The sequence below is a fragment of the Sphingopyxis sp. OPL5 genome (genome assembly GCF_003797775.2).
Classification (GTDB): Bacteria; Pseudomonadota; Alphaproteobacteria; order Sphingomonadales; family Sphingomonadaceae; genus Sphingopyxis.
Window position 1 is genome coordinate 4,534,159 of the sequence record NZ_CP060725.1, and the last position, 23,597, is coordinate 4,557,755.

A 23,597-nucleotide genomic window follows, 5' to 3' on the forward strand; every position below is an offset into this window, starting at 1 on the left:
CGCCGTGCCATTCGCTAGTTACCGGCGCCCGGCACCAGCAATCCGATGATGCGCCGGTCGGCGACCACCACCCTGCCCGCGACGATCGATCCCGCGCTGATCGCCCCCGGCGGTCCCTTCGACGCCGACCAGGCAAAGCCGCTCGCATTGGCGGCGTCGCGGTCGAGCAGAATCCGCACCTCGATCGGCGCGCCACGCGCGGTCAGTTCGGCTACCAGCTGGTCGTTGCGCAGCATGCGCCGCATGCCCTCCGGGGTCGCGGGCAACGGGGCGACCGAGGCGACGCGGCCGCGGATATGACCATAGACGGCGCGCTCGACGGCGGTCGGCGCGATCTCCGCGCGCATCCCCGGCGCGATGCGCTTGCCTTCGGCGGCGGGAACATAGAGAAGCGCCACGAGCCCGCCCTGGTTGGGCGCGACGGTCGCGAGCGCGGTGCCGGGGGCGACGATGTCGCCGGTGCCCAGCTTCACCTCGGTGACGCGCCCGGCAACGGTGGCGCGGATCACTTCCTCGTCGCCGAGGCGCGCCTCGAGCCGCTCGATCAGGCGCTGCTGCGTATCGACCTCGCGCTGTTCGTCGAGCAGGGCGAGACCGCTGGTGCCCGATCGCGCGTCGGCGTCGACCCGCACGCGCAGCGCCGCTTCGCCCAGGTTCGACAGTTGCTCGCGCACCGCTGCCAGTTCGATCTGGACATCGACCAGCTGGTCCTGGGTGATGAAGCCGCGCGCGATCAGCTTTTCCATCCGGCCCGCGCGCTGCTCGAGATAGCTGGCGCGACTTGCAAGCGCGCGGCGGCTTTCGGCGATCGTCGCGAGCCGAGCACTATCGGCGCCGCGTTCGCGCCCGCCCTGTTCGCCGTAAAAACCCTGCAACCGCGCGAGCCGCGCCTGGGCATCGCGCAGGTCGAGGCGGGCGTCGGCCAGTTCGCGGGTAAGCTCGGTGCGTGCAATGGTTGCGATCGGCTGGCCGATCCGCACCGCATCGCCGGGGATGACCAGCATGGTCTGGATACGGCCATCCTGCGCGGCGGCGATTTCGGCGAGGCCCGACCGGTTGATCAGGATGCCACTCGCGCCAACGGTCACCGGCGCGCGCGCAACGCTGGCCCAGATCAGCGCCGCGACCAGCGCGACGGCGAAGGCGCCGAGCAGGATCCACGACGGGCGCGGCACCAGCGTCAGCGGGGCGTCGAGCCGCTCCGGATTCGCCATGCGATCCAGCGCCGTCTGCCGATAGATGGTTTCGCTCATCCGCGTGCCGCCCCTGTTGCCATGCGCACGCGACCCATATTGTTCTATCCGCGCACATGAACCGATTTTCCCCGTTGTGACAAGGGTGTCGGCATCGCTGTGACGCAAGGCACACTATCGCATGCGGAATCGGCTATGCAGGACGCCTGTCGGGAAGGATATTCCGACTCGGGCCGCAACCTGTCGAACCGCCGCCTCCGCGCGGCGTTGTTAGGAGAATTGCGATGACCAGAAAGACCGACAAGCTGACCAGGGCGGGCGCCGTCGCGCTGAGCGAGGACGCGCTCGACCAGGCATCGGGCGGCGCAGGCCCGACCTATATCAAGCTCGACCCCGACTTTGGCAGCGTCGTGCAGAAGGTCAACGAGGTGAAGCTCAGCCCTGCGACCGCCGCCAACGAATATACGCCCAACCCGGTGAAGTTCTGACGGTGTAGCGGAGGATCGCGCGCATGGCGCCGCACGACACGACGGCGAGTCCGTCCGACAGCATCGACGGCTATGTCGGCGACTCGCTCTATCCGAGCAGCTTTCATGCTAGCTTCGCCCCGCCAAATATAGACGCGATGCTGGCGCATGCCGGCATCGCGTCGCCGCGCGGTCTTGGCACGCGCTCGCCCTTCACGATGGTCGATATCGGCTGCGGCGACGGCATCGGGCTGATCCTCAACGCTGCCGCGCATCCCGAGGGGCATTTCATCGGCATCGACGGCAATCCGAACCATGTCGCGCGCGGCGCGGCGATGGCGGCGGAAATCGGCCTCGATAACATCGAACTCCATCATCAATATTTCGACGCCGCGCTGGCGGCACAAGCCGGCGGCGCGGCCGATTATGTGCAATGCCAAGGCGTATTGGCATGGGTCAGCGAAACCAATCGCGGCCATGTCCTCGACCTCGCCGCCCATATGCTGAAACCCGGCGGGGTGCTGGCCGTCGGCTATAATTGCCTGCCCGGCTGGACACCGATGGTCGCGTTCCAGCAGATGCTGTGGACATTGGCGGACGGCCTGCCGGGCACGCCGACCCAGCGGTTCGAAACCGCGCTCGAACAGTTGCGCGCGACCGGGATATTCGAAGCGGGCCATTGGGAATGGATCGACGAGATGCGCGGCCGCCTGCCGACCGATTATTTCGCGCATGAATATCTCAATCGCCACTGGACGCCGCTCTGGTCGGGCGCGGTTCTCGAAGCTGCGGCGGAGCGCGAACTGGCGCTGGCCGGCCAGGCGAGGCCTAACCGCCTGCGCGCCGATTTTGCCCTGAAGGCGGCCTGGCGCGACACACTGTCCACGATCGCCAATCCCGCCGCGCGCGAATGCGCGCTCGACCTGCTCACCCGCAACTGGTTCCGCACCGACCTGTTCGTGAAACAGCCCTACGCGCGGCTTTCAGCGACCGAACAGGCCAAGGCGCGGATGCAGGGCTGGTGGTCGGCCGCGCGCCCGCTCGGCGAAGCCAGTTTCGAGGCCCGCACCGCCGCCGGCACGATCCGTTTCGACAATGATGCGGCGCATGCGATCCTGCGCGCGCTCGAAAACGGGCCGCAACCGCTGTCCGCCGCGGCCGACATCGGCGAGGCCGATCTGTTCAACGCGCTCGACGCGCTCTTCATGGCGGGCGAAGTGGTCCCCGCCGACCCGCCGGCCGACGTGCCGTTGGCGGCGGCGACCCACGCCGCCTTGCTGCGGCTCGACGCCGCAACGATCAATGGCGCGGTTTCAAGGCACGGGGTCATCGGGATTCCGCGCGGGTCGCTACGGCTTTGACTTCGCAAGTCGCAAGCTAGCCGAAAGCAGTCCATCGGTTCCAAAGAATCCCTATCAACTGGTCAGCAGTTTCAGGCCCGAAAACAGCAGGACGGCCGCGAGCGCCGGACGCAACAGATGATCGGGCGCGCGACTGGACAAGAGGCTGCCGACGATCACGCCGGGAATCGATCCCACCAACAGGCTGATGAGCAGCGTCGGATCGACATCGCCATAGAGCCAGTGCCCCGAACCCGCCACCAGGGCCAGCGGAACCGCGTGCACGATATCGGTGCCGACGATCCGCGAGACCGGCAGGTGCGGGTAGAGCATCAGCAGGGCGGTCACACCGATCGCCCCCGCCCCGATCGACGAGATCGAGACCGCAACTCCAATGAACGCCCCAAGCATCACGGTCGGCAGCAGCGCCCGCTGATCGTCGGGGCCTTCGTGCCGCCGCGCGAACCGCATGAGATGTCCCTGAAAAAATGCCGCGAACGCCGTAAGGATCAACATAAAGCCCAGAAACAGAATGATGACATGCTCGGCACTGTCGCCGATACTGCCGAGCCCCTGCAACGCGACGACCGAAAGGACAGCGGCCGGGATCGATCCTGCGGCGAGACGGCGAAAAATATGCCAGTCGACGGTGTCGCGCCAGCCATGGACGGTACTCCCCACCGTCTTCGTCAGCGCGGCGAACAGAAGGTCTGTGCCAACGGCTGTCTTGGGATTGACGCCGAACATCAGCACCAGCAGCGGCGTCATCAGCGACCCGCCCCCGACGCCCGTCAGCCCGACCATGATGCCGACCAGCAAACCAGCGGTCGCATGCATCGTATCGACATGTTCAAGCAGATTTTGGAACAACCCGATCACCCAGGAATTGGCAGACGCATCCGACCTTCTGACGAAGGCCGTTCGGACTGTCGAATGAATTTGCTGTCATCGGCGCTGATCCGCCTGCGACGCCTTGAGCAACGCCTGGGCCAAGAGGGGCAGGGTTTCCACGAACCCCGTATCGTTTCAGGCAATCGACGACGGACGCGACGGCGGCAAGGGTTTCGCGCGGATCGCGTGTGCAAATCGTGTCGAGACCGAGCGTCTTTGCGCGATGGTCATTGCCCGCATGGGCAAGCATCCAGATTTGGCGTTTTAACCGTTCAATCGCGCCCGGTGCAGCCGGGCGGACGGGGCCTCAGCAGAGCGCGACCGGCAGCGGCGCCCGTTGCTCGACCGTCATCGACCGCCAATGCGCCGTTGACGAAGAGTTTCCGGACGCCGACGCTCAGTTCGCGCGGGTGCATATAATCGGCGCGCGGCGCATATTGGACGGGATCAAAGACAAGCACATCCGCGAAAAAGCCCGGACGCAGGTAACCGCGCCCGTCGAGCTTGTAGATGTCGGCGGTACGCCCGGTCGATTGACGGATGAAGGTCCGCAGGTCGATGACCTTGCGCTCGCGGACGTAACGCGCATATTTTTCGGGGAAGGTCGCGAACATGCGGGGATGGCCATCCGACCCGTCGGATGATGTCACCATCCACGGCTGCGTCATCAACAGATCGACGTCCGCTTGCGCCATATTGAAGGACGCAACGGCGGCGCCCCCGCCCCTCTGTCCCTCATCCTTCGCTTCGATACCCTGCCGGATGATCCGCAGCGCCGCGTCGCGTGGATCCGCCTTCCACTCCTCCGCAACCTGTTCCAGCGTCCGGCCGGTCCAGGGAAAGCCCTGCGCGATCAGGAGCAACGCGCTGGCCCCGCCGCGCCGGCGCAGATTGTCCTGCATTTCGCCCCGGATTCGCGCCAGCGTGGCGGGATCGTCGAGCCGCCTCAGCAACGCCGCCCCGCCGCCATCGACCGCCCAGCGCGGCAGCAGCGACGCGTCGAGACTCGATCCCGACGCCAGCCAGGGATATTGGTCGGCGGTCACGTCGACCCCCGCCTTGCGCGCGGCGTCGATCGCGGCGATCACCGCGCCGGCCTGTCCGTGGACATCGACGCCGAGCGCTTTCAGATGGGCGAAATGGACCGGCATTCCGGCCTGCCGGCCGATCTCAATCGCTTCCTCCACCGACCCGAGCAGGCCGATGCTGTAGCTCGATTCGTCGCGCTGGTGGGTGTCGTAAAGGCCGCCGCGGATCGCCGCCTCGCGCGCCACCGCGACGACCTCGCCGGTGGTGGCAAAGCTTTGCGGCGCATAGAAAAGTCCGGTGGAAAGGCCCACCGCACCTTCGCACATGCCCTTGGCGACCAACGCCTTCATCGCGTCGAGTTCGGCTGGGTTTGGCGCGCGCGCATCCTGACCCAGCACCCGCTGGCGAACCGGCCCGAAGCCGACGAACGGCACGATATTGGTGCCGATCCCCGATCCCGCGAGCTTGGCGGCATCCTCCGCGACATCGGGCGTGCCATAGCCATCGACCCCGATCATCACCGTGCTGACCCCTTGGGCCAGCCAGGCGGCATTGACGCGCACCGCCCGATCGGGCGAGCGGAGGAAGCTGTCGGCATGGGTGTGCGGATCGATGAAGCCGGGCGCGACGATCAACCCCTTCGCGTCGATGACCCGGGACGCCGAATAGCCGCCGGACGGGCCGACATGGACGATCCGGTCGCCGCGGATCGCGACGTCGCCGACAAAGGGTTCGCCCTCGCCGCCGTCATAGATCGTCCCGCCCCGGATGATCACGTCGACCGCCTCGTCCGGCCGCGCCGCGGCGCCGGCCACGCAAAGCAGCGCCGCAGCGACCGACAGCGAAGCGATCGTCCGGCGAACGGAAAGCGAAGCAAGCGACGACGGCATCGGCGTGATCCTTCTGTTGGGCGGTTGCGACCGCCGGCCGGGGCGCACCCTCGGTCGGCTTTTTCCGGCGATGAGGATGTCTCGAATAAGCGCCCCGCGTCCAGAGAGTGTAGTTGCAGCCCCTATAACCCAATGGCATAAGATCGAAAACCAGCGTCGATATTCGGCCGAAACAGCGGCAAATTCTTGCCCGACAACCGCAGCTTTGGAGCCACGACGCGATGAACCTGCGCCAGATCGAGATATTTCACGCAGTCTTCCTGCACGGCACGGTCAGTGCCGCCGCCCGGTCGCTCAACGTTTCGCAGCCCTCGGTGACGAAGGTGCTGCGCCACGCCGAACGCTCGATCGGGCTGACCTTGTTCGAGCGGTCGAAAGGACGGCTGATCCCGACGCAGGACGCGCGCACCCTGTTCGCCGAAGTATCCGACATTCAGGACCGGGTGCGGTCGCTGCGCCAGGCCTGCCAGAACCTGCGCCACGGGCGCGGCGGTCTGCTCCGCATTTCGGCGCTTCCGTCGCTGGGGCTCGGCGCGATCCCAGCGGCTGTCGCCCGGTTTCTGGACGATCATGCGGACGTCATGTTCGATCTCCAGACGCTGCACCATGATGAAATGGTGCGTAAACTGTACGAACATGAAACCGACATCGCGATCAGTTTCGAGGTGCCGCTGTCGGCGCCCGTCGCCCATCAGGTGATCGGCGAGGGCGAACTGGTGGTCATCTACCGCGAAGACGATATGCCGGCCGCGCCCCCGCGCCTGCGCCTCGACGAACTGTGCGGGCACAAGTTCATCAGCCCGGCGCAGAGCGGCCCGATCGGACGGATGCTGTCGAGTGAGCTCAATCGGCTGGAGGTCGTGCTGGACGAGGTTGTTTCGGCCCGCACCTATTATGTCGCCGCAGCGCTGGTCAGCGCGGGAGTCGGCATGGCGATCGTCGACAATTTCACGGCGCACGCCGCGCTGCCGCCCGGGCTGGCGAGCCGGCCGCTGCAGCCCGCGATCACTTTCGACATCAACGCGGTCTATCTGCAGAATCGCCCGCCGTCGCGGACGGCGTCGGCATTCCTCGCCGTGCTCGCGACGGTGATCGAAGGTCTATAGCGTCAAGCTATAGGATATGGGGCGCTGGATATTGGGGCGTTGCGACAGGGGAAGCTATTATCGGCCCCATTACCATCAGGCAGGTTCCCGGATCCATGATCGAAACGCCCTATCTTCTCTATCTCGGCCATTCCAGCGACCCCGCTGACATCAAGACTTCGCGCGGACTGGCGGTGTTCCGGCCCGACATCTGCATCGGCGAATATCGTCACGACGATTGCCCGTTGACCCTGGACCTGCCGCGGATGGATTTCGCCGCAGCCTACGCCGCCGGTGCGCGGACGCTGGTGCTCGGCATCGCCAATGCCGGCGGCAGGCTGGGCGAGAATCTGATCGTCGATGCGCTGGCCGCGATGGAGGCCGGGCTCGACATCGCTTCGGGGCTGCACCATCGGCTGAACGCCGAACCGCGGCTGATCGAGGCCGCAGCGCGGCGCGGCCGCCAGCTGCACGATGTGCGCGACCCGCGACCCGATATCCCGATCGGCAACGGCAAGCCCCGCGCGGGCAAAAGGCTTCTCACCGTCGGCACCGATTGTTCGGTCGGCAAGATGTACACGACGCTCTGCCTCGCCGCCGCGCTCGACAAGCGCGGCCTGGCGGCCGATTTCCGCGCGACCGGACAGACGGGCATCTTGATCGCGGGTGACGGCGTTCCGCTCGACGCCGTGGTCGCCGACTTCATCTCGGGCGCGATCGAACAGGTTTCGCCCGCACGCAGCGATGACGGCTGGGACCTGATCGAGGGGCAGGGTTCGCTCTATCACCCCTCCTTCGCCGGCGTATCGACGGGGCTGCTGCACGGCGCGCAGCCCGACGCGCTCGTCCTGTGCCATGACCCGGCGCGGCCGCATATGCGCGGCCTGCCGCATTATCCGCTGCCCGGCATTGCCGAAACACTGGAAGCCAATCTGCGCGTAGCCCGGCTGACCAACGCGAATGTGCGGGTTGTGGGGATCGCGCTCAACACCTCGGCCATGCCCGAGAACGACGCGCGTGCCCTGTGCGCCGCGACCGAGGCCGAATTCGGGCTGCCGACCAGCGATCCCTATCGCTTCGGGGTCGAGACAATCCTCGACCGTCTGCTGGAAACCGACGCCGCCACACACAGCGTCGCCGAAACCGCCTGATCCCCATGCGCACCCTGATCGTCGCGGACGAAATCCTGCCGCTGCACACGCCGTTCCGCATATCACGCGGGGTCAGGACCGCCGCGCAGGTGGTGACCGTCGCCATCGCGCAGGATGGCGTGACCGGACGCGGCGAATGCGTCCCCTACCCGCGCTATGGCGAGAATGCCGAAAGCACGATTCTGGCGATCGAAGCGGCGCGCGGCGCGATCGAGCAAGGAGCGGGCCGGCAGGACCTCCTGCAACTGATGCCCGCCGGGGCCGCGCGGAACGCGATCGATTGCGCGCTGTGGGATCTGGAACTGCGATTGTCGGGCGCCGATTTCGCAGCCACCTTCGGTCTTGAGCGTCCGCTGCGCCCGATCGTCACCGCGATGACGGTCGGTCTCGACGCGCCCGATCGCATGGCCGCCGCCGCTGCGGCGCTTGCCGACGCGCCGCTGGTGAAGGTCAAGGTCGATCGCACCGACCCGGCAGCCCAGATCGCCGCCGTCCGCGCTGCGGCGCCGAAGCCGCGGATGATCGTCGACCCCAATGAAAGCTGGACGATCGCCGAGGTGCGCGATTTGCAGGGACTGCTGACCGATCTGCGCGTCGACCTGCTCGAACAGCCATTGCCTGCCGACGCCGATAGCGATCTTTCCGGATTCCGGTCCGCCATCCCGATCGCCGCCGACGAAGCGGTCCATGTCGCGGCCGATCTCGATACGCTGCCCGACGGCTACCGCGTCGTGAACATCAAACTCGACAAGACGGGCGGGCTGACCGCCGCGCTCGACCTGGCGCAGGCGGCGCGCGCACGCGGGCTCGATGTGATGACGGGCTGCATGATCTGTTCGTCGCTGTCGATCGCGCCCGCCTGGGCCATTGCGGCCAACAGCAGTTTCGCGGACCTTGACGGACCGCTCTGGCTTGCAGAGGATCGCGCGGGCGGGGTCAGCGCGGCGCACGGCATCATGTCGCCGCCGCAGCCCGGCTTCTGGGGTGGCATTTGACAGGATCGGGGCACAGGGGCGAATGACGGGACTGCTTCGCCGCTGGGTCGCGGTGCCGCTGTGGCAAAGGGTGCTTGGCGCGCTCGCGATCGGCGTGGTGCTGGGACTCGTCTGGCCCGCCGCGACTGGAGCGATCGCCATCGTCGGCGAACTCTTCGTCCGGCTGATCCGGATGCTCGTCGTCCCGATCGTCTTCATCAGCATCGCATCGGGGGTCACTGCGCTCGCCGACCCGCGCAAGCTGGGATCGGTCGGCGCACGCACCGTCGGGATGTTCGCGGCGACGACCTTTTTCGCGGTGTCGATCGGCATCATCGTCGGCCTGTTGCTTGAACCCGGAAAGGGCGCCGCGCTTGCCGGCGCGGTCCCGCATGCGCTGGGCGAACCCAAGTCGCTGCACGACCAGCTTGTCGGCATCATCCCCACCAACATCGTCCAGTCGCTGGTCGACGGCGACATGCTGGCGATCATCTTCTTCTCGATCCTCTTCGGCTTCGGCGTCATCCTCGCCGGCGACGAGGGGAAGCCGATGGCCGACCTGCTGCAATCGGCAGGCAAGGCCCTGTTCCACGTCGTGCGGATCGTCATGGAGGTCACGCCGTTCGGCGTCCTCGCGCTGATCGCCAAGGCCGTCGCCGATAACGGCGTCGCGGTCTTCGCCAACATCGGCTGGCTCGCGGTGGGGGTCGCCGTCGGCGTACTGCTGCAAATCCTGCTCGTGCACATACCGCTGCTCGTCCTCGTCGCGCGGCGGCCCGTGCTGCTCTTCTACCGCACGATCGTCGATGCCCTCGCGGTCGCCTTCTCGACCGCCTCCTCCGCCGCCACCCTGCCCGTGGCGCTGCGTATCGCGCTCGAGGATCTGAAGATCGCACCCGGCGTCGCCAAGACCGTCCTGCCCATCGGCGCCAGCATCGGCAAGGACGGCACTGCCATGTACGTCGGCCTGCTCAGCATCTTCGCGTTACAGGCGGTGGGGGTCGAGCCCGACCTGCAGATGCTGCTCGTCGTCCTGCTCACCGGCGCACTCGCGGCCTTCGGCACCGCGCCGATCCCCTCGGCCTCGCTGTTCATGCTCGCTGCGGTGCTTTCGGCGGTCGGCGTGTCGCCCGAACAGACCGCGCTCGTCGTCGGCTTCGTCCTGCCCTTCGACCGCCTGCTCGACATGACGCGCACCGTCGCGAGTGCGAGCGCTAACCTGACCGTCACCACCATCGTCGCGCGCTGGGAGAAGGCGGACGAGACACCACCGCCCGCTGACACAAGACCCCCGCCATGACGACGACGCTCGCGGCCGGCAGCCCGATCGAAGGGCTCCCCTTACCCGCCAGGCCCTCCGCACGGCGTCTGTTCGGCCTCTACCTGCTGCTCGGCTTTGCCGCCGGGCTGCCCTTCTACATGTTCAACGCGGTGCTTACGCTTCGCCTGTCGAAACACGGCGTCGACATCGTCATCATAGGTTTCTTCGCCTGGATCGCGCTGCTGCCGACCTTCAAATTCCTGTGGGCGCCGTTGGTCGAGCGCTATGACGTGCCCGGCTTTGCGCGCTTCTGGGGGCGACGGCGCGGGTGGATCATGTTGTCGCAACTCGGCATCTTCACCGCGATGGTCGCCATGGCCTTCACCTCGAACGACAAGAGCCTGCCGCTGACCGCCTTGTTCGCAGTCCTGCTCGCCTTCTGGACGACGACATTAGAGGTCGCCGCCGACGGCTGGCGCATCGAGCTTGCGCCGACGCAGGCCGAACAGGCGCCGATCGTCGCCGCCAATCTGTGGGGCTATCGCAGCGCGATGGTCGCGGCGGGCAGCGGCGCGATCCTCGTCGCGGCGCGTGCCGACTGGACGATAGCCTATCTGGTCATCGCCTTCGCCGCCTTCCTGCCCTTTCCGATCCTCGCCGCGATGCGCGCCGAACGCGACGGCGCGACCGGCCGCGTGCCGGCGCTCCTCGCCGGCATCGGCGCCAGCCTCCTGATCCTGCTTGTCGCGGCGCTCGTCACGGCGGCCGCCGGCTGGCTGCTGCTATCAGCCGCCGAAGGCGCGGGCATCTCGGCCAAGACCAATGTCACCCCGGTCGTCCTCGCCGTCGCCCTGCTCCCCTTCGTCCTGCTCGCACTCGCGCTCCCCCGCATCAATCGCCTCAGCGCGGATGCGCTCGCGGGCAAATCGGGTTTTGCCGCCCCCTATGTCGAACTGTTCTGGCGCTATGGCTATGCGGTGCTCGCGGTGCTCGCCTTTGTCTCGCTCTATCGCATGGGCGACGTGCTGACGCTCACCCTGTCGCACCCGCTGTGGAACGAAGCGGGCTACAGCCTCGAACAGATCGGTTTTGCCGACGGCGTCGTCGCGCTCTCGGCGAGCATGGCCGGGGTCGCGCTCGGCGGCCTTCTGTCGACCCGGCTGTCGCTCGGCTGGACGCTGGGCATCGGCGCGGTAACGGCGGCGGCGGGCAACTGGATCTATGTCTGGTTGTGGCACAGCGAGCCATCGTCCTTCATCCTCTATACCTCGGTTGCGATCGACCAGTTCGGCAATGGTTTCGCGGGTGCGGTGTTCGTCATCTATCTGTCGATGCTGGTCAGCCCGGCCCATCCGGCGGCACAATATGCGCTGCTCTCCGGCTTCGCCTTTCTGCTGCCACGCCTGCTCGCGGGTGCATCGGGGTCGATGCAGACGCAGATCGGCTATGACGGCTTTTTCCTGCTGTCGGGGGCGCTGAGCTTCGCCGCGATCTTCCTGTTGCCGGTCATCGTCCGCGTGAAGGCGCGCGCGGCGACATGACGCTGCAGGCCATCTGCGACGCGGGCGTTGCGCCCGCCCTTGAAGCCGTCGAAAGCGGCCGCATCCCCGGCGCGGCGCTCGGCGTCGTCGATGCCGACGGCCGCACCGCCGTGCGCCTTACGGGCATGGCCGCGCTCGTTCCCGACCGCGAGACGCTGACCCGCGACCACTGGTTCGACCTCGCCTCGCTGAGCAAGGTCATCGCAACGACGACGATCATCCTGACCCTCGCCGAACAGGGCCGGCTCGATCTCGATCGCGCGCTGACCGACGCGATCCCCGACCTGCGCCAATATGACGTCGCGGGCGCCGCCGAGCGCCGGCTGACCTTCCGTGACTGCCTGATGCACCGCAGCTTCCTGCCCGCGGTCGAGCCGATCTATACCTATGGCGACGACCCCGCGCGGCTGCGCGCCTTCGTCCTCCAGCGCGAATGGCGCCACGGGCCGCCGGTCTATTCGGACATCAATTTCATCCTGCTCGGCATCGCGATCGAGCGGATCACCGGCGCGCCCCTCTCCGCCTGGCCGCTGGGCGAAGCACTGGCTTTTGGCCCGCCGCCCGGCCCGGCGGTCGCGACCGAGCATTGCAGCTGGCGCGGCCGCGTGATGAAGGGCGAGGTCCACGACGAAAACGCCTATGCCCTTGGCGGAGCGCCCGGCCATGCCGGGCTGTTCGGCACCGTCGACGGCGTGCTGGGCTTCGCGGCCGCGATGCTGCGCGGCGAAGTCCTGTCGCCCGCGATGATGGCGGAGATCCGCACGGCGGGCGAAAACCACCGGACCTGCGGATGGGAGCGCGCCTTTGCCGGCTGGCACGGCGGCGACGCCTGTTCGGCCGAAACGATCGGACACACCGGCTTCACCGGCACCGGCCTCTGGATCGATTTCGAGCGCGGCCTCGCCTGGACCCTGCTCACCAACCGGGTCCATCCGACCCGCCATTTCGACAGCGGCATAGTGGCGCTACGCGCCGCCACGGGCAATGCCCTCATCACTGCATGGGACGAACGGACAAACCGATGAAAATGACGATCAAGAGCTTCGCCCTCGCCTCCGCCCTCGCGCTGTCGCTCGCCACGGTCCACGCCCAGACGGCACCGGCCGCACCGCTGCTCACCACCGTCGAACAGACGCTCGCCACGGGTCCCACCGGCACGCGCTACGGCCTGCTCGTCACGACGCTCGACGGCGAAACGCTCGTGTCGATCGCCCCCGACCAGCGCTTCATTCCGGCGTCGAACACCAAGATGTTCACGACCGCCATCGCCTATGCCGAACTGCCTCTGCTCCAGCAGACCGCAAAAGGCACGGGCGTAAGGCTCGAAACGGCCGCCGATGGCAAGGTCGACGTCGTGCTTCATGGCCGCGGCGACGCGGTGCTTTCCAGCGCCGACGACTGCAAGACCGATTGCCTCCAGACGCTCGCCGACGCGGTCGCCGCGAAGACGCGCCATGTCCGCAACATCGTCGGCGACGACAGCTGGTTCCCCGACGAACGCTGGAGCCCGGGGATGAGCTGGAACAATATCCAGTCGCGTTACGGCACCGGCATTTCGGCGCTGACGCTCGACGACAATGAACTGGTGGTCAAACTCGCACCGGGCGCGCCGGGTGTGGCGCCCACCATTCAGGCCCCGGGCTATTACAGCATCGAAAATCACGTCACGACCGTCGCGGGCAAGGAGGACAAGGTCGCCGCCGACCGGATACCTAACAGCCGCATCCTGCGCCTGACCGGCACCATCGGCGCCGAGGCCGCGCCGATGACGCTGCGCTACGGCATCGACGATCCGGCGCACTATGCCGCCTGGCGCTTCAGCGAGTTGCTGCGCGCGCGCGGGGTACGCGTCGACGGCGACATCGCGGCCCGCCACCGCCCGCTGACCACCGCCGACGATCCCAAGACCCGCGACGGTGCGCCGGTCGCGCTGCCCGGCGAACCCGCGATGCTCGCCGAATTGCCCGCGCCGTCGCTCGCCGAGAATATGATCCGGATCAACAAGGAGAGCCAGAATCTCCACACCGAACTGATGCTGCGCCGCGTCGCGCGGCAAGCCGGCAGCGGTTCGATCGCCGACGGTCAGGCTGTGATGCGCAAGGTCATGGGCGAAGCGGGCCTCCCCGCCACCAGCTATTTCTTCGCCGACGGGTCGGGCATGTCGAGTTACAACCGCATCACCCCGCGCGGCGCGGTCGACCTCTTGAGCTGGATATCGCGCCAGCCGTGGAGCATGGCGTGGCGCGAAACGCTGCCGATCGCCGGGCGCGACGGCACGCTGCAGAACCGCTTCAAGGACACGATCCTCGAGGGCAAATTATTCGCCAAGACCGGATCGCTCAACGCCTCGCGCGCCGTGTCGGGCTACCTCGTAACACGCAGCGGCAAGACGCTCATCTTCTCCGCGCTGGCGAACGACATACCCGACGAACTGGACAGCCAGGCCACCGCCGCAGTCGACCGCGCCCTCGTCGCGATCGCCGAAGCGCTCTAGGCGGGCGCGAGGACCAGCCGTGTGGAGGCATGACGGTCGATCGCCGCCTTGCTAAACCACAAAGGCTGCATCTCGCCCGCGAGCCATTTGGGATAGAAGTCGCGGTAGCGCGGCGAGCGCGGATCGGCCGACTGGCCGGGCAACAGCAGGAAGCGGCTGTTGTCCCACGCGCCGACGTCGGCGACGAACAAATAGCTAGCGCCATGCGTCACATCGAAGCCGCGCCGAGGATTGAAGCCGCGCGCCATCGGCGTCGTTCCGTCTCCGCCCGAGCGGCCACCCTCGATCTTGGGGAAGGCGGCGGCAATCGCCCGGTTCGACGCGGTGAGCGGATGTTCGATCGACACGCGGTGCAGATCGCCCCACCGCCAGCCGGCGGGGTCGGCTCCGCCGACTTCGACCGCCTTCTTCCATCCCACGGCCAGCGCCCCGTCGATGAGCGCGTCGCGCGCGTTGGCAGGGTTGTCGCCCAGACGCTTGTCCGGCGACGCAAGAATGCCCAGCATTTCGGCGAGGTTCACCGACGGGATCAACTCGCGCGCCGCCGCCGGCACAGCCCGGTCGTAAAAGGCCGTCGACAGCGCCGGCATCACCATTTCGTACAGCAGCGCGGCGGCGCTGTCCGCCTCGATCCCGCAATCCCAGCGTCGGAGCAGCGCGACCGCCGGCGCGGCGTCCGCCGAGGGATTGGCCGGAAGCAGCTTCAACAGCGCACGCGCGGGCAAAGACTGGACATCGTGCTGGAGCGCGACGCTGTCCGCGATCGCATGCTTCGGCTGCCCGCGCAGCACCTCGACGATGCGATCATAGCGAAAAGGGTCGCTCCAGCCGAAGCTGATGACCCGCTCGCGATAGGGGTAGTCCGCCGGAAGGTTCATCTGGTTGGCCGACGCGAACCAGCCCTCGCGCGGGTTATAGACATGCGGCATATCCTCGACAGGCAGAATTCCCGTCCAGTCGAAATCGCCATCGCCCGGCGCGGGAAACAGCCCGTCGTGCTTGGGGCGGCGCGGGGTGAACCCGATCGTCTGCCAGCCGGTGTTACCGTCGATGTCGGCATAGTGAAGGTTGGTCGGCGATACGTGCAGCTTGAACGCCTGGCGCAGCGACGCCCAGTCCTTCGATAAGTTGATTGCGATGATCGCGAACCGCATGTTCGCGCCCGGCAGCATGCTGACGGTGGCAAAGGCGACCGCCCGCCCCCGCGCCGCGTCCTCCGACACGATCGGGCGTCCCGCTGCGTAGCGCAGCGTCACGCGCTCGGACGGCGCACCCTTGACCGCGATCTCGTCTTCGAACGTCTCGAATTCCCGCCACGCGCCCTTGTGCCAATATCGGCCGGGATCGCCCTCCTTCGTGCGCAGGATGAACAGGTCGGTCTGGTCGATGTGGAAATTGGTGCGACCAAAGGCGAAGCGGTCGGTGTGCCCCTGCATGATGCCCGGCAGCCCCGGCGCGCCGGCGCCGATGACGTCGAGGCCCGGCGCCGACAGATGGCACATGTGACGCGGGCTGGCGCGACCGATGCCCAGATGCGGGTCGTTGGCGAGGATCGGCCGGCCGGTGGCGCTGCGCGACGGTGCGATCGTCCAGGCGTTGCTGCCGAGCGCGAAGCGGTCGCCCCAGCGCGTTTCGGGGTCGAAGCGCGCCTCCTGCAGCGGTTCGAAGCCCCCCGGACGGTTGGCGGGGTCGAGCAGGCCAAGGTCGGCATTACTCACCGCCGCGGTATCGAGCCCCTCGGGTACGGTGAAGGACCACGCCGGACGCAGCGGTGCCATCAGTTGGTCGGCGTCGAGCAGTCCGCGCGCGTGGAGCTGCGCCCGGCGCACCTCGTCGTCGGCGTCGCCCATGCTGATGCCGCGATTGCGCACCAGATCGCCGATGTCCCAGCGCAGCGGGCTGATCCCGAGAATGCCATATTCGAGCGGCAATTCCGCCGGATTGGCCGCCAGCTCGTCGATCCGGGCGTTGACCCCGGCAACATAGCCCCTCGCGCATTCGAGCACATCGGGCGACAGCGCCGCCAGCTCGGCGTCGATATCGCCGCGATAGAGGAACAGCCGCGCCGCACGATCGGCGGCGACGAAGCGCGGTCCGAACGCCTCGGCCATCCGGCCCATGTCGCGGCGATGCTCCATGTCGATCTGGAACAGGCGGTCGCGCGCGACCAGATACCCCTGCCCGAAGAAAGCGTCGTGCAACGAAGCGGCGCGGACGTGCGGCACGCCCAGTTCGTCTTCGATGACCTCGACCGGCGCCCGCGCGCCGAACAGCCTGACGGTGCGCGCGCGCTTGCCGTCCTTGACCCCGGGTTTCGCCAAAAGGGTTCCGGGCAGCGCGACAAGCGCAACCGAAGCCAGCAGAAACGCACGGCGCTGGATCAACAGAGCCTCCCCGATAAGGATTGAAGATGACGAGGCGACCCTATCGCAGCGGAGTGCGGCCATGCCATAGCAAGCGGACCGCGCCCTATAACTGCAAGCTATTCCGCGCCCGGCCTTCATCGATTTCGGCGACGCCATGCCTTGGGGCTATAGGTCCATATCGCTAGGGTAATCGCGAAGCGGTTGACCGGCGGTAACCACCCTGTAACCTCTCCGTCACGGAACGGTCTATCCGCGCACCTCGAACGCGGCGATAGCCGGGCCGATACGATGAATATCACGAAAACATAAGAAGGCGGAGCCAAGAGCCCGCCACGCGGTCAGGTGGGACAATAGGGCTAGCCGCGGCACGCACTGGCGGTGTGCGGCGTAGCCTTTGGGCAATTAAGGGGACTTGTTAACATGCGTGATCTTGGACGAATTCGTCGGCCGCTGGGCCGTACATGCCGCTTCGGCGCGGTGATGACCGCGCTGGCGCTGGTTCACAGCGCGCCGGCGTTGGCACAGGAGACCACCGCCACGCCGAACAGCGGCGAAGCGGCCCCCAGCGAGCAGATCGTCGTCACCGGCTCGCGCATCGCCCGCGACGGGTTCCAGGCCCCCACCCCGGTGATCGTGCTGACGAAGGAAGATATCCAGAACACCTCGCCGTCGAACAACATCGCCGACTTCGTCAACCAGCTGCCGCAACTCGCCGGATCGACGAAGCCCGGCAACTCGCGCCTCAACATCTCCAACGGCTCGGCGGGCATTAACGCGCTCAACCTGCGCAACCTGGGCGAGAGCCGCGTGCTGGTCCTCGTCGATGGCCGCCGGTCGGTCGGTTCGACGATCTTCGGCTGGGTTGATATCAACACTATCCCGCAGGCGCTGATCGAGCGCGTCGAACTGGTGACCGGCGGCGCATCGTCGGCCTATGGTTCGGACGCCGTCACCGGCGTGGTGAACTTCATCCTCAACAAGAAGATGGAGGGGCTGCGCATCAGCGGCGACATAGGGCTCACCGACAAGGGCGACGGCTTCAACTATTCGGGCAGCGTCGCTGGCGGCACCTCCTTCGCCGACGGCCGCGGGCATATCGTCTTCAACGCCGAAATCGCACATCAGGACGGCATCTACGAAATCGACCCCGGGGATCGGCCGTGGAACCACAAGGGCTATCTGGCCATTGCCAACCCCGCATATACGACGACCAATGGCCAGCCCGCCTTCATCACCTTCCGCGAGAATGCCGGTCAGACCAATCAGGCCCCCGGCGGCTTCATCACCGCATCGACCGGGACCTCGACCAATGCTTTGCGCGGTAATTATTTCGGCCAGAACGGCCAGGTCATCCCGTTTCAATATGGGTCGTTCAACTCGCCGGTGCTGAACACCAACGGCACTGGCTCCCCCGTCACGCGCACGGTCGGCGGAGACTGGCGTGTCAACGATTCGGGCCGCCGCATCGGCCTCGCGCCAAAGGACGACCGCTGGGGCGTCTATGGCCGCACCAGCTTCGACGTATCGGATGGCCTCACGCTGTTCGCCGAAGGGTCGTACAACAAGCAGGAAGTCTTCTTCAACGCCGGCCCCAACCTGGGATCGGCGACTCTCAACACCGTCGGTTGCACGACCATCCCGGTCCCGACCACCTGCAACGCCTTCGCCCTGCAGACGCTGGGCGCGGCACGGCTCACCGGCGTCAACAGCATCAGCATCACGACCACCGCGGCCGACCTGCCGTTCCGCGGCATCAACAACAAGCGCCAGGTCCAACGCTACGTCGTCGGTGCCGAGGGCGAGTTCGACGCCTTCGGCAAGGCGGCACGCTGGGACATCTTCGGCCAATATGGCCGCTCGGATGTGCGCGAACAGCTGCGTAACATCATGCATGTCACGCGCATGGCGAATGCGACGAATGCGGCGTTTGCGCCCGCCGGCAATGCGGGCGGCTACGCCGTCGGATCGATCCAGTGCCTGATCAACGTCGACACCGACACCACCAACAATGACCCGACCTGCGTGCCGCTCAATCGCCTTGGCATCGGCGTCGCCAATCCGGCGGCGATCGACTATGTGCTCGGCGATCCGTTCCGCAAGCAAGTGCTCGAACAATATGTCACGGGCGCCAACCTGTCGCTGACGCCCTTCGCCACCTGGGCGGGCGACGTCAGCATCGCGATCGGCGGCGAATATCGCGAAGAGAAGATCCGCGGCAGCGTGCCGACGGAGTTCCAGCCGATCGCGACGGTCGACGCCAATGGCCGGCCCGGATTCCGCAACGCCTGGTCGGTCGGCAACTATCTGCCGTTCAAGGGCAGCTATAATGTGAAGGAAGCCTATCTCGAAACGCTGATCCCGCTGGGTTTCGGCCTCGAATTCAACGGCGCGGTGCGCGCGACCGATTATTCGACGTCGGGTTATGTCACCACCTGGAAACTCGGCGCGACCTGGGCGCCAATCGAGGACATCCGCCTCCGCGTGACGCGGTCGCGCGACATTCGCGCGCCGAACCTGAACGAGTTGTTCCAGGCCGGCACCGCGAACAGCGATTCGGTACGCAATCCCAAGTTCAATTCGGCCGATCCGAACAGTGGTCCACAATTCTTTCCCTATTCGGGCCTGACGACGGGCAACCTCGCGCTGGAACCCGAAAAGGCCGATTCGTGGAACATCGGCGGCGTGATCACGCCGCGCTTCCTGCCGGGCTTCAGCGCATCGGTCGATTATTTCCGTATCAACCTGCAGGATGCGATCGACACCATCAGCGCGCAGGAAGTGGTCAACCGCTGCGACGAGGGGGTCCAGGCGTTCTGCGACGCGATCACCACCGATCCGACGCGCTCGACCCCGACGGTGCCTTATCTGCTGATCCGTACCCAGCCCTTCAACTATGTGCGCCGGCTGGTGCGCGGCATCGACTTCGACGCCGCCTATCGCCTGCCCGTGGGTGAAAGCAGCAGTATCACGCTGAAAGGGACCGCGACGCGCTACATCGAGAATCTGGCGGAAACGGGCATCGCCGGGACCACGCCGGTCAACACGGTGGGGGCGAACGGCGGTCAGGCGAGTACACCGAAGTGGATCTTCCGCGCCAACGCCAATTATTCGACCCCGACCTTCTCGGGCACCGTGACCGGTCGCGGCGTCAGCTCGGGCAAATATCTGGCGAACGCGATCGAATGCACAAGCGGCTGCCCGACCTCGACCAGCCAGAACCCGACCTATGACAACAACCGCGTCAAAGGGACGTTCTACGTCGACCTCAACCTGACTCAGAAGATCAAGGTCGGCAACGCATCGGAGGCGGAGTTCTTCTTCAACGTCACCAATCTGTTCGATGCCAACCCGCTGCTGCTGCCCGAAACGGGCCTCGCGGCGAACAGCACCTTTTCGGACCTGCTGGGTCGTACCTACCGCGTCGGCGTCCGGTTCAAGCTGGACTGACGCGCATCCAACCAAGGGAGAAAGGGGAGCCGGCGTTGCTCCCCTTTTTTTTGGTCGATGTGGAGACCTTGACGCGGCGCGAAACCAAAGCGCAGGTTCGAAAACTCCGCATATCGGCCATGATACAGCGTCTATATGTCGCCATATCGGCTTAGCTCTGGCGAATTCGAACGCCGCACCGTAAAGGCGCGGCCATGAGGATCGCGATCATCGACACCAGCACGACGCGCGCCGCGATCATCTCGGATGGCCTGCGCGAGGCCGGACTCGACGATCTGGTGCTGATCGATCCCGCCGGGCCGCTCGTCGCGCAGGTCGAGGCCGCGAAGCCCGAGGTTGTCCTGATCAACCTCGAAAATCCCAGCCGTGACCTGCTTGAGGATTTCTTCGCGATGTCGCGCGCGCTTGCGCGCCCGATCGCGATGTTCGTCGACCAGAGCGATGCCGAGGTGACGGGCGCGGCGATCGATGCCGGCGTCTCGGCCTATGTCGTCGACGGCCTGTCGAAGCAAAGGATCAAGCCCGTTGTCGAGCTTGCCGTCCGCCGCTTCCAGGCCTTCTCGCGGCTCCAGCGCGAACTCGACGATGCCAAGAACGCGCTCGCCGAACGCGCGGTGATCGACAAGGCCAAGGCGATCCTGATGAAGCGTCGCGAGGTGGACGAGCCCGCCGCCTATGCGCTGCTGCGTGGGCAGGCGATGCGCACCAACCGCCGGATTTCGGAAATCGCCGAAGCCATCGTGACCAGCGAAGCGCTGATGGGAGACATGGAATGACCGCCGAGCGCTTCCGTATCGGCTTCCTGCCGCTCGTCGACGCCGCGCTGCCGATCCTCGCGCACGAACTGGGCTTCGCGGCGCGCGAAGGCGTGGCGATCGAGCTGGTGCGCGACATGACCTGGGCGACGGTGCGCGACCGGTTGCTCTACGGCCATACCGATGCCGCGCACATGATCGCGCCGCTCGCGATCGCCACCGCGCTCGGGCGCGACCGCCCGGCGGTGCCGCTTGCCGTCCCCTTCGTCCTCGGCCTCAACGGCAATGCGGTCACCTTTTCGACCGCGCTCGCCCGCGCCGTCGGGCTTGGCGGGGCGCTCGGCGATCCGGCGGCGATCGGTGCCGCGCTCCGGACCGTCGCGGCGACGCGCAAGGCGGCGGGCAAGCCGCTGCGCTTCGGGGTCGTCCACCGCTATTCAAGCCACAATTACATGCTCCGCTACTGGCTCGCCGGGGTCGGCGTGCGTCCCGACAGCGACGTCGAGATCGTCGTCACCAGCCCGCCCTTCGCCGCCGATGCGCTCGCGGCGGGCGAGGTCGACGGCATCTGCGTCGGCGAGCCGTGGAACTCGATCGCCGTCGACCGCGGCGTCGGCCATATCGCGCTGGCGACCGCGCAAATCTGGCGCCGCGGCGTCGAAAAGGTGCTCGCGATGCGCGAGGAGACCATCGACGAACGCCGCGACGCGGTCGAAGCGTTGCTCCGCGCGCTGCACGCCGCCGCCGCCCATTTCGTCGCGCCCCGTACCGCGGAGGAGAGCGCCGACATTCTCGCGCGCCCCGAATATCTCGATGCCTCGCGCGATGCGGTGTTGCGCGCGATTACCGACCGCGTCCGCGTCGAGCCCGGCGGCGCGCCGATCCATTATGCCGATTTCATGTTCCAGTATCGCGAGGCCGCCAACTTCCCCTGGCGCAGCCAGGCCGCCTGGCTCTATTCGCAGATGGTTCGCTGGGACGATATCGGCTTTGCGCCCGGCGATGCCGCGACTGCGGCGGCGGTCTTCCGTCCCGACATCTATCGCGCCGCGCTGGCGGGCTCGGGCGCCCCGCTCCCGGGAGCCAGTTCGAAGCTCGAAGGCGGGCTCGACGAGCCGATCGGCGCCGGCTCGACGCAGGGCCGCCTGATGCTCGGCAGCGACCGATTTTTCGACGGCCGCGCCTTCGATCCCGACGATATCGAGGCCTATCTCGCTGAATTGCCGTAGCTTTTATTTTATGCTGCACTTGCGAAATAACGCTTGCGGGAACGTCGCGAATCAGGCAGCTTAAACCCACTCGGCAAGGCTGCCGGGGCAGGATAAAGCGGCGACGGCTCCAACGAGGGGGCTGGCCCGCGCGGCACATGGGGAGCCTTTCCCCATAATCCAACAGGCAATGAAGCCGTCAGGATGCGCCCGCGTGGCCGCCGTCCTGGCGGCTTTTTTATTGCCCGTCACATAAGGGGACGGACGATGACGACGATCAGCGGGGGCAGCGGAACGGGGCCCAAATCGAATTTCTGGACCAGCGGTCACTGGCCGACTTTGGTCGCCGCCTTTCTCTATTTCGACCTCGCCTTCATGGTCTGGGTGATGCTCGGCCCCCTCGCCCCCGCGATTTCCGAAGACCTCGGCCTCAGCCCCGCGCAAAAGGGACTCATGGTCGCGGTGCCGACGCTGGCAGGGGCGCTTCTGCGCGTCGTCAACGGCCTGCTCGTCGACCGCATCGGGCCGAAGCGCTCGGGCGCGATCAGCCAGCTCATCGTCATCGCCGGGCTATTCACCGCCTGGGCCATGGGGGTCCACAGCTTCGCCGGCACCCTAGCGCTCGGCGTGATCCTCGGCTTCGCCGGCGCGAGCTTCGCGATCGCCCTCCCCCTCGCGAGCCGCTGGTACCCGCCCGAGCATCAGGGCAAGGCGATGGGCTTCGCCGGCATGGGCAATTCGGGCACCGTGCTCGCCGCGCTCTTCGCCCCCGGCCTCGCCAAGCTGTTCGGCTGGAACGCGGTGCTCGGCCTCGCCTGCATCCCGCTGACGATCGTCTTCTTCGTCTATCTCGCAATGGCGAAGGACGCGCCAAACGCGCCCGCGCCGAAGAAGCTGGTCGATTATTTCGAACCGCTCAAGACCGCCGACGCTTGGTGGCTGATGGCCTTTTATTCGGTGACCTTCGGCGGTTTCGTCGGGCTCGCCGCCTCGCTTCCCATCTATTTCACCGACCAGTTCCACCTGACCCCGGTGATGGCGGGCTATTGCACCGGGGCCTGTGTGTTCGCCGGATCGCTGGTGCGCCCGATGGGCGGCGCGCTCGCCGACCGGATCGGCGGCGTGAAGGCCCTAATGATGGTGTTCGTCGTCGCCGCGCTGGCGCTCGCCGGGGTGCCGCAGGCCGCAACCCTGCCCGCCGCACTCACCCTGTTCGTCATCGCGATGCTCGCGCTCGGCACCGGCAACGGCTCGGTCTTCCAGCTCGTGCCGCAGCGCTTCTCGGCCGAGATCGGGGTGATGACCGGGCTCGTCGGCATGGCGGGCGGCGTCGGCGGCTTCTACCTCGCCTCCTCCTTGGGCTTCGCCAAGCAGTGGAGCGGCAGCTTCGGCCCCGGCTTCTACATCTTCGCGGGACTCGCGGTCGTCGCGCTGGTCGGGCTGATCTTCGTCAAGGGCCAGTGGCGTGCGACCTGGGGCGCGGCCGAAGGCGTGCGGATCTAAAT

General features: G+C 66.9%; 17 protein-coding genes. 13 read left to right on the forward strand and 4 right to left on the reverse strand.

Going from position 1 to position 23,597, the window contains the following annotated elements; all coding sequences use genetic code 11:
• Positions 1 to 14: 14 nt before the first annotated feature.
• A complete protein-coding gene (locus EEB18_RS21890; protein WP_187138792.1) occupies positions 15 to 1,253 on the reverse strand; it encodes an NHLP bacteriocin system secretion protein in 1,239 nt (412 codons plus the stop codon).
• Positions 1,254 to 1,477: 224 nt separating this feature from the next.
• Between EEB18_RS21890 and EEB18_RS21895 the strand changes: the two genes are divergently transcribed.
• Positions 1,478 to 1,681, forward strand: a complete 204-nt coding sequence (locus EEB18_RS21895) for a hypothetical protein (RefSeq protein ID WP_187138793.1) — start codon at positions 1,478 to 1,480, stop codon at positions 1,679 to 1,681.
• A 23-nt stretch (positions 1,682 to 1,704) separates the two neighbouring features.
• On the forward strand, positions 1,705 to 3,021 hold the full coding sequence (locus EEB18_RS21900; protein WP_187138794.1) for a class I SAM-dependent methyltransferase: 1,317 nt from the start codon (positions 1,705 to 1,707) through the stop codon (positions 3,019 to 3,021).
• A gap of 54 nt (positions 3,022 to 3,075) precedes the next feature.
• Here EEB18_RS21900 and EEB18_RS21905 read toward each other — a convergent pair whose 3' ends face one another.
• Positions 3,076 to 3,837: a sulfite exporter TauE/SafE family protein gene (locus EEB18_RS21905; protein ID WP_187138956.1), complete on the reverse strand. Its 762-nt coding sequence runs from the start codon at positions 3,835 to 3,837 to the stop codon at positions 3,076 to 3,078.
• 326 nt (positions 3,838 to 4,163) lie between these two features.
• Complete coding sequence (locus tag EEB18_RS21910; protein WP_187138795.1) at positions 4,164 to 5,810, reverse strand: N-acyl-D-amino-acid deacylase family protein; 1,647 nt, start codon at positions 5,808 to 5,810, stop codon at positions 4,164 to 4,166.
• 221 nt (positions 5,811 to 6,031) lie between these two features.
• On the opposite strand from EEB18_RS21910, the gene EEB18_RS21915 reads away from it, so the two are divergent.
• From EEB18_RS21915 to dacB, 7 genes are all read left to right on the forward strand, one after another.
• On the forward strand, positions 6,032 to 6,916 hold the full coding sequence (locus tag EEB18_RS21915) for a LysR family transcriptional regulator (RefSeq protein WP_187138796.1): 885 nt from the start codon (positions 6,032 to 6,034) through the stop codon (positions 6,914 to 6,916).
• A gap of 95 nt (positions 6,917 to 7,011) precedes the next feature.
• On the forward strand, positions 7,012 to 8,046 hold the full coding sequence (gene dgcN / locus EEB18_RS21920; protein ID WP_187138797.1) for an N-acetyltransferase DgcN: 1,035 nt from the start codon (positions 7,012 to 7,014) through the stop codon (positions 8,044 to 8,046).
• A 5-nt stretch (positions 8,047 to 8,051) separates the two neighbouring features.
• On the forward strand, positions 8,052 to 9,041 hold the full coding sequence (gene dgcA / locus EEB18_RS21925) for an N-acetyl-D-Glu racemase DgcA (RefSeq protein WP_187138798.1): 990 nt from the start codon (positions 8,052 to 8,054) through the stop codon (positions 9,039 to 9,041).
• A 22-nt stretch (positions 9,042 to 9,063) separates the two neighbouring features.
• Positions 9,064 to 10,320: a dicarboxylate/amino acid:cation symporter gene (locus EEB18_RS21930; RefSeq protein WP_056348058.1), complete on the forward strand. Its 1,257-nt coding sequence runs from the start codon at positions 9,064 to 9,066 to the stop codon at positions 10,318 to 10,320.
• Entirely contained in the window at positions 10,317 to 11,822 is a 1,506-nt protein-coding gene (locus EEB18_RS21935) for a permease (RefSeq protein ID WP_187138799.1), read from the forward strand. Before EEB18_RS21930 ends, EEB18_RS21935 begins: the two co-directional genes overlap by 4 nt.
• Positions 11,819 to 12,847 (forward strand): serine hydrolase domain-containing protein, encoded by a 1,029-nt coding sequence (locus EEB18_RS21940; protein WP_187138800.1) that lies wholly within the window; start codon positions 11,819 to 11,821, stop codon positions 12,845 to 12,847. Before EEB18_RS21935 ends, EEB18_RS21940 begins: the two co-directional genes overlap by 4 nt.
• Positions 12,844 to 14,316: a D-alanyl-D-alanine carboxypeptidase/D-alanyl-D-alanine-endopeptidase gene (gene dacB, locus EEB18_RS21945; RefSeq protein WP_262408037.1), complete on the forward strand. Its 1,473-nt coding sequence runs from the start codon at positions 12,844 to 12,846 to the stop codon at positions 14,314 to 14,316. The genes EEB18_RS21940 and dacB overlap by 4 nt, the downstream gene beginning before the upstream one ends.
• On the opposite strand, the gene EEB18_RS21950 is transcribed toward dacB, so the two are convergent.
• Complete coding sequence (locus EEB18_RS21950; protein WP_187138801.1) at positions 14,313 to 16,700, reverse strand: penicillin acylase family protein; 2,388 nt, start codon at positions 16,698 to 16,700, stop codon at positions 14,313 to 14,315. The two genes, dacB and EEB18_RS21950, sit on opposite strands and share 4 nt — an antisense overlap.
• A 402-nt stretch (positions 16,701 to 17,102) precedes the next feature.
• On the opposite strand from EEB18_RS21950, the gene EEB18_RS21955 reads away from it, so the two are divergent.
• The 4 genes from EEB18_RS21955 (at position 17,103) to EEB18_RS21970 (ending at position 23,595) form a co-directional block, all read left to right on the forward strand.
• Complete coding sequence (locus tag EEB18_RS21955) at positions 17,103 to 20,129, forward strand: TonB-dependent receptor plug domain-containing protein (RefSeq protein WP_222943130.1); 3,027 nt, start codon at positions 17,103 to 17,105, stop codon at positions 20,127 to 20,129.
• 194 nt (positions 20,130 to 20,323) lie between these two features.
• Positions 20,324 to 20,905 (forward strand): ANTAR domain-containing response regulator, encoded by a 582-nt coding sequence (locus EEB18_RS21960; RefSeq protein WP_187138802.1) that lies wholly within the window; start codon positions 20,324 to 20,326, stop codon positions 20,903 to 20,905.
• Positions 20,902 to 22,113, forward strand: coding sequence for an ABC transporter substrate-binding protein (locus tag EEB18_RS21965; protein WP_187138803.1), 1,212 nt, complete (start codon positions 20,902 to 20,904; stop codon positions 22,111 to 22,113). Before EEB18_RS21960 ends, EEB18_RS21965 begins: the two co-directional genes overlap by 4 nt.
• A gap of 246 nt (positions 22,114 to 22,359) precedes the next feature.
• A complete protein-coding gene (locus tag EEB18_RS21970) occupies positions 22,360 to 23,595 on the forward strand; it encodes a nitrate/nitrite transporter (protein ID WP_187138804.1) in 1,236 nt (411 codons plus the stop codon).
• Positions 23,596 to 23,597: the final 2 nt, after the last annotated feature.